Raw genomic sequence first — 6476 nt, forward strand, 5'->3', positions numbered from 1 at the left:
CCCCCGCTTCGACCACTTGGGCAGCGATCTCCTGAGGACGTTGACTCCAGCCACCAACGTTTCCCGCAAAACGGGGGACGCCATTGAGCAGGTCGAGACTGAAAGTGATGTTCGGCACGCTCTTCGCGAGTTGCCGCACGGATTGGGGTGAGGGTGTCGTCTCAAGCCCCAGAACAATCTCCACATCGCCTGCTCGCGCCAGGGCCTGGGTCCCTGCGAAGTCGCAGACACCTGCGTCGATCAGCAGCTTGAACCGCTCGTCACAAAGATGGCGATATACGTCATAATGCGGTTTCTGCTGCATGATCCCATCGAGATCGGCAACATAAAGACGGTCGAAACCGAACGATTCTCGCAATCTTCGCGCAATCGATACGGGATCAGAACTGCTGGTGAGTCGGCTTTCAATCCTGCGATACTCCGCCCTCCGACCGGCAACGCCCCGAACGACTTCCCCGCCAAGGATGTCCAATACCGGAAGAACTTGCATCAAGATATCCTTTTCCCAACGGGCTGGCTAAAACAGCGTCTCGCCGAGTCGTCCGCCGCTCATCCCACGTTCAGTGCACATAGCCAAGCGTTGCTGAAGTCAGACCCGGTACTGGTACGTCACTTATCTCACACGAGGAAAACTCAACATGGCTGAGACCACCAGGCCTGCAGTTGGGGACAAAGCCCCCCCATTTGATCTGCCCACATTCCCGAAAGGGCGGACAAAACTGAGTCAGTTCAAGGGAAAGCAGAATGTAGTACTCTACTTTTACCCTCGCGACGACACCCCCGGTTGTACGCGGCAGGCGTGTGGATTTCGCGATGAATTCGCAGCGTTTCAATCTGCCGACACCGTGATTCTCGGGGTCAGTACTGATCCTGTCGATTCTCATCAAAAATTCGCTGACAAGTTTTCACTCCCATTTCCATTGCTCTCCGATGAAGACCACGCAGTCGCGGAAAAGTATGGTGCCTGGGTTGAAAAGAACATGTACGGCAAGAAATCGATGGGGATCCAGCGTTCAACATTTGTGATCGACAAGACCGGGACGATCGTCGCCGTCTGGGCCCGAGTTAAAGTCGATGAACACATCCCCAAGGTGCTTGCCAAAATCGAAGCGTTGAAATCGGACGAGGCCTAGTCGCAGGGAACACAATCGGAACCTGTAGAGCGCCGCATCTGGATGCTTCCCAATTCGCCATCCAGATGCGTCACTCAATCCACTTCGACAGCACGATTCGTCAGGTCGTCGGGCTGATATTTCGGTTCGGAAGGTACTTGCGGGGAACTTTGCAGACCATCGTGTACGCAGGATCAAACATATTTCCCAGGTCATACCGGACGCACTGACTGAGCAGCAGGTTGGCCGAAATCGCGTCGAGGCCGTAGTCCAGCTGGAGCCAGCGAAGCATCTCTGTTGTCGCGTGTTGCAGGCATTGGTCCAGCGGACGGGCGTTGCCAACAGTGAAAATGAAGTCAGAGTTTTCCCCCCGAGGCCACCCGATCGTCTTACCTTTCTGAACGGTGAGCGTGACTGTTACGTCCATGGAAATTTCGATACCCGTTCCCGCAATTTCTCCGTCTCCCTGCGCAGCATGTCCGTCCCCCAGGAAGAACAGTCCTCCCGGTTCAAACACAGGAAAATAAACAGTGGTCCCGGCGACAAACCCGCGGTAGTCCATGTTCCCACCGTGTTCTCCGGATGTCGCGGTTGAGATCGCCTGCTGCCGAAAAGGAGCCACACCGAAGCAGCCGAGCATGGGTTCAAGGGGAATCGTCAACTTGCCGAGTTGATTCGGCGGAGACGTCAGCGTGGCCGTCCCTTGCTGTTCATCAATCGTCCATTCTGCCAGTGGCGCCTCAGGTAATTGTCCCACATATGTCGGGTCGACAACATTCGGTGCGACAACGGATCGCGCCCATCCTTTGCTGCGATTGGGACGAATTCGATCAAGTGTCACCATCAGCGTATCGCCGGGCTCTGCTTCTGCGACATGGATCGGTCCCGTCTGCGGATTGCCGCGGGGAGTCACAGTTTCACCTGTTTGATCCGCTCCAGCTGCATCGACTATGGTTGTAGAAACCGTGTCACCACTCCGCACATTCAGCACTGGGTTGTGAGGTCCAAGAGAACGGTGATAGCAGGTCGGAATCAGTCGATGATGCATCATACTTCCAGAACGTTGGTGACGGTGAGAGTGCTGACCGGAACACCCCAGTTCATTTCCTCAGGGTGATTTTTGGGTGAAGTCCGGTCGGTAGTTCTGTCGCTGACCCTGAGGCCACTGCGAAATTGAATCCTGGCGGCAGTATCGCGTGCCAACTGTGGTCACTGCAAACCTGCAGCGTAACCCGAGGCGCCTAAGCCAGCAGGTCGGCGCGTAAAAAAACGCATGACGACTGCCATGCGTTCTCATAGACCTGCAGGAATCTGACCGGAGTAAGTTTTCCTCCCCATCGTCGACTCCACACACCTCTCATGCGTTGAGGACCGAAGGCCGAGGGGGTGCCCCAGCCTCGCTCCTACTGCTTAACCGAGTCAGATCACTCCTCGTTGCCCGGAAGTCCTTCGCCCGAGTCCCCGTCACGGCGTCGGTCGAGTCGTTTGCCCCGCTCGTTGTCGAAGACCTGGCGTTTATTCTTTCGTTTGGGCCCACCGAATTGCTGGTCGCCACCCGAATAGCCTCCACCTCCTCCGAAGCGGCGACCACCCCCGTAACCTCCTTCGCCGCCTGACCCGTAACTACCGCCGCCTTCCTGTCCGCTACGGAACTGGCGTCGAGGTGGGGGAGAGTACCCCCCCGAACCGTAGTTTCCTGAACCACCCTGACCGCCACCGTACTGACCGCCACCGTACCCTCCGGAGCCGTACCCTCCGGAGCCGTATTGACCGGAACCATACTGGTTTGACCCGTACTGCCCACCACTCCGTTTGCCGTACTGCTCGCTCCCTTCAGAAAACCGCTGGCGGGAGCGGTACTCGCCACCGGACTGGTCATCCTGATAACTTCGTTGCGGCGGACGACTGAAGCGACTCGTTTCCGAATCGCTGGACTGACTCGACTGACTTTTCGAGTAATCCTCGCGAGCTTTCTTCTGCTCCTGTGCGGGAGCTTCCTGACAGCGGAGCCAGTTCGCAACGGCGTCCCGCAGAAATCGCCAATCGCCACCGAAATTCCGCCCAGGCAGCTTCTGCTCTTTCATCATGCGATGGACGGCGGAAGTGGAAACCTTGAGATAGTCTGCCAATTCTTCGAGCGTCAGAACGTCGAGTGGATCGAGTCCGAAGATATCGTTTGGAGTCAAATCCCCCTGAATCGATCCCTGTTCTTCGGAGTCGCCATCAAAGTCTTCTTCGTAATCAGCCTGGTCGCCAGCTTGATTTTCGACGTGCGCGGCCGCTTTGGGCACGGAAACATTCAGAGTGGAATCATCCGCTTCAGAAGCGTCTGTCACTTGATTCACGTGATCTGTCATGGGAAATCCTTCGTTCTAGAGCGGTCTTGATGCCGCTCAGTGGTTGGGCGTCTTAATGCCACTTTGTTCTGTCACTCAAACCCGTTGCAGTCGCACCGCATCTGGAGGGCAACTGCATCAGAATCACGTCGGGTGAGCCGACTCTCTTGAATTGAGACCTTCGTTCACGGGAGACGGGGGCTTCTACCCCGTACAGCATCCATGGGCCGAATGGTCACTTGCTGACTTCTCAGCTCTTTCTACTTCTTCGTTCTACAGGAACCAACCACTTTCTCTCACCATCAGCCGCGTCGGCACAAGTCCAGCCACACTCAATTCATGTCGCTTGGATACAGGCAGTGGTCCAATGCCCTGGCGATGAAAAGTCATCTGCCCCGCTACGACATCTTAGCAAGCAGATATCAATGATAGAACTGTAGACTTTAACGGGAAGGACTCCACTCCTTTTATTATCGTTGTGCGACGGAAAATTCCCCCGGCCCGGGCGCACACCAGCCCCCAAGCCGATTTCCCCCCAGGAAACGACCGAATATTCAGACGAGCCCATCGCGCGGGAGGTAATACCCAGGTGGCGAGCGAACGGGCGATCGCGACAGCCCGTGCTGTAAAACCCTGCCGAAAGGAAGTGCTGGCGGAATATTCCGGCTCAGCACACACTTGACGATTCCGATGTGTGTTGGTTAGCCTAAGTAGCTGGTTGAGTATATCTGTCCACCAGCGCTAACCATGTACTCCCGCCACTGCTGCCTGCCAAATTACTGAGAATTCCTGAAAAACACGAATTCCTCGCCGAATGTTTTGTAACCCGCTGATGTTCACTGACAAGGTAGATGTATCCGGCATTGCGACTGTGACAGTCGCCCGGTCCGTTCCCAGACTTTGCTGAACATTGCTTTCACCGGTTTTCGCGGAGAATTTCGAATGCCGAGCTGTAATCCTGGTCATTTCGACCGTATGAATCGTCGTGGATTTCTCTCCCTAGGCGTTCTGGCAGGTGCAGGGCTCACGCTGCCACAACTGCTGCGAAGTACGGCATACGGTGACCTCAAAGACTACAAAAGTTTTGAAAGCACCGCAAAGTCCATCATCCATATTTTTCTGCCGGGCGGAATCGCGCATCAGGAATCTTTCGATCCAAAGCCATACGCCCCGATCGAATACCGAGGCGAGATGGGACAGATCGCCACGAAGATTAGCGGCGAAGTCTTCGGTGATACCCTCGCCAAGACCGCCCAAGTCGCCGACAAGCTCACCATTATCCGCTCAATGACTCATGGTGAAGCCGCGCACGAGCGAGGCACTCACAACATGTTTACGGGTTATCGCCCCAGTCCTGCGCTGATCTACCCCTGTATCGGTTCGGTCGTGAGCCATGAATACGGGCCCCGCAACAACCTTCCCCCGTATGTCTGCATTCCAAACATGCCGACTGAGTTCGCTGGCAGCGGTTATTTGAGTTCCGCATTTGCCCCGTTCAGTCTCGGTAGTGATCCCGCGGACGGCGGCTTCAAAGTCCGCGACCTCGACCTGCCGGGTGGCGTGGATGAAAGTCGCTTTGCGACCCGTCGTTCGGCCCTCGAAGCGGTGAATGCCCATTTCCAGAAAAAGGAAAAATCCGACGACCTGACCGCGATGGACACCTTCTACGACCGGGCCTACAGCCTGATCAGTTCTCCTGCCGCGCGCGAGGCGTTTGACATCGAAAAAGAACCCGCTCAGATCCGCGACGAATATGGTCGAAACACGGCGGGTGCGCGAATGCTGCTGGCCAGACGACTTGTCCAGGCAGGAGTTCGTCTGGTCAACCTGACGTACGGCGGATGGGACATGCACACCGGTATCGTCGCCGGATTCCGCAACCAGATGCCAGCATTTGACCAGGCGTTTTCCACTCTGATCAATGATCTGGATCGCACGGGACTCCTGAAAGAAACGCTCGTGATGGTCTCTTCAGAGTTCGGCAGAACCCCGAAGATCAACGCACAGGCAGGCCGTGATCACTATCCGAAGGTCTTCAGCGTCGCGCTGGCCGGAGGAGGGATCAAAGGTGGTTACATCTACGGATCATCCAACTCCACCGCCTCCGAACCCGAAGACAATCCGGTTGGCCCAGAAGATCTCTTTACGACGGTCTACCATTGCATGGGAATCGTCGCGGATAAGGAACTCATGGCACCCGGTGATCGTCCGATCGAGATCGTCGACGGCGGAAAAGTCATCAAAGAACTCCTCGCCTGATCGAACGATTCTCGCAGACCTTCGGCGAGGATTCACGCGAGTATGCGAATGAACACAAATCGCTCGTGCGGAATGGCTGACGCGGGAAATCGAAAACGGTTTGCCACGTCGCCCCGCAGAGCAGGCGATCATTGCATCCTGATAGAGAATGACCGGGTGTGACAGGATGTCCGCCTCCAGACCACATTGCAAAGACCTCAGTGGACTCAGGCTCTTTGTTCCCCGTTACCCGCCCCCGCCGACTGTTGCTGCCACTGGCGCGCGCCAATTGAGCAACGTCATTGCGCTTCGCCCGAATTTGCGAGATCGATGATATGCGTGCAGTCCTGACGCTGGTGCTTGTACTGGTTGCGTCCCCTACCTATGCCGCAAGTCCGGTTCTTTCGAGTATCCTCCCTCGTGGTGCCCAGCGAGGAATCGAGACTGAACTCTCCTTCAATGGTCAGCGCCTCGAAGACGCTCTGGAACTGATGATTTACGAACCGGGGATCGAAGTCACCCAGTTCACCGTCGTAAATGGCAGCCAGGTCAAGGCGAAACTCAAGATTGCACCGGATTGCGTGCTGGGAACCAAGCACTGTCGGATCCGGACGGGAAGTGGTCTATCTGATTTACGAACATTCCGGGTCAGCGCCTTGCCAACGGTTGCCGAGGTCGAACCGAACAGCGATTTCAAGCAACCACAGATTGTCGCCGGCAACGTGACGGTCGAGGGAATCATCCAGAATGAGGATGTGGATTATTTCCTGATCGAGGCAAAAAAAGGGGA

Annotated in this window: 5 protein-coding genes and 1 pseudogene; 3 read left to right on the forward strand and 3 right to left on the reverse strand. The window is 56.0% G+C overall.

Going from position 1 to position 6476, the window contains the following annotated elements:
- On the reverse strand, nucleotides 1-490 hold a 490-nt coding region (locus VGE80_RS07265), incomplete at its 3' end, for a HisA/HisF-related TIM barrel protein (RefSeq protein ID WP_440592173.1).
- A 148-nt stretch (nucleotides 491-638) separates the two neighbouring features.
- Between VGE80_RS07265 and bcp the strand changes: the two genes are divergently transcribed.
- Entirely contained in the window at nucleotides 639-1133 is a 495-nt protein-coding gene (bcp, locus tag VGE80_RS07270; RefSeq protein ID WP_440592174.1) for a thioredoxin-dependent thiol peroxidase, read from the forward strand.
- Between the two features lie 100 nt (nucleotides 1134-1233).
- Here bcp and VGE80_RS07275 read toward each other — a convergent pair whose 3' ends face one another.
- On the reverse strand, nucleotides 1234-2163 hold the full coding sequence (locus VGE80_RS07275; RefSeq protein ID WP_440592175.1) for an acetamidase/formamidase family protein: 930 nt from the start codon (nucleotides 2161-2163) through the stop codon (nucleotides 1234-1236).
- Between the two features lie 373 nt (nucleotides 2164-2536).
- The gene (locus VGE80_RS07280; protein ID WP_440592176.1) at nucleotides 2537-3469 is read right to left on the reverse strand and encodes a helix-turn-helix domain-containing protein; all 933 of its coding nucleotides are present in this window, start codon (nucleotides 3467-3469) and stop codon (nucleotides 2537-2539) included.
- 921 nt (nucleotides 3470-4390) lie between these two features.
- Here VGE80_RS07280 and VGE80_RS07285 point away from each other — a divergent pair.
- Together VGE80_RS07285 and VGE80_RS07290 are read left to right on the forward strand one after the other, a co-directional pair.
- On the forward strand, nucleotides 4391-5707 hold the full coding sequence (locus tag VGE80_RS07285) for a DUF1501 domain-containing protein (RefSeq protein WP_397571239.1): 1317 nt from the start codon (nucleotides 4391-4393) through the stop codon (nucleotides 5705-5707).
- 314 nt (nucleotides 5708-6021) lie between these two features.
- Nucleotides 6022-6476, forward strand: a pseudogene (locus VGE80_RS07290) (PPC domain-containing protein); the annotation flags it as partial.

The organism is Schlesneria sp. (assembly GCF_036405755.1).
GTDB lineage: Bacteria > Planctomycetota > Planctomycetia > Planctomycetales > Planctomycetaceae > Schlesneria > Schlesneria sphaerica.